Genomic DNA, 331 nt, shown 5'->3' with positions numbered 1-331 from the left:
GGCGTCGGGAGAAACTGCTTATTGGACAAAACAAATAGCTCTTCACCTAACGATTCCTTAAGCTTTTTGACGCTTTGGCTTACCGCTGGTGTCGAGACAAACAGCTTTTCAGCTGCTTTGCGCAAGCTTTTTTCCTGATACACCACCACAAACACTTTCAATAAGTTCAAATCGACATTATTCAGTTTCATACCCGAACCATAAACCACTACTTAACGAATGGTTAAGTTTATATGAATTAACTTAACGATGTCCACTTTGTATAGTTACCTCACCTTCACGCAGTACACGGATGTAGTGAGATAAATTTATGAGGCATCTATGTTATTAC

General features: G+C 39.3%; 1 protein-coding gene. It reads right to left on the bottom strand.

Annotated elements, in window-relative coordinates:
* A partial coding sequence (locus AB4512_RS24975; RefSeq protein ID WP_372176152.1) for a LysR family transcriptional regulator occupies positions 1 to 191 on the bottom strand: 191 nt, incomplete at its 3' end.
* Positions 192 to 331 lie beyond the last annotated feature (140 nt).

It is taken from the genome of Vibrio sp. 10N.222.52.B7, assembly GCF_041474275.1.
GTDB lineage: Bacteria > Pseudomonadota > Gammaproteobacteria > Enterobacterales > Vibrionaceae > Vibrio > Vibrio crassostreae_C.
The sequence above is the reverse complement of the archived record's forward strand: the minus strand, read 5'-3'. Positions and strand labels throughout refer to the sequence as shown.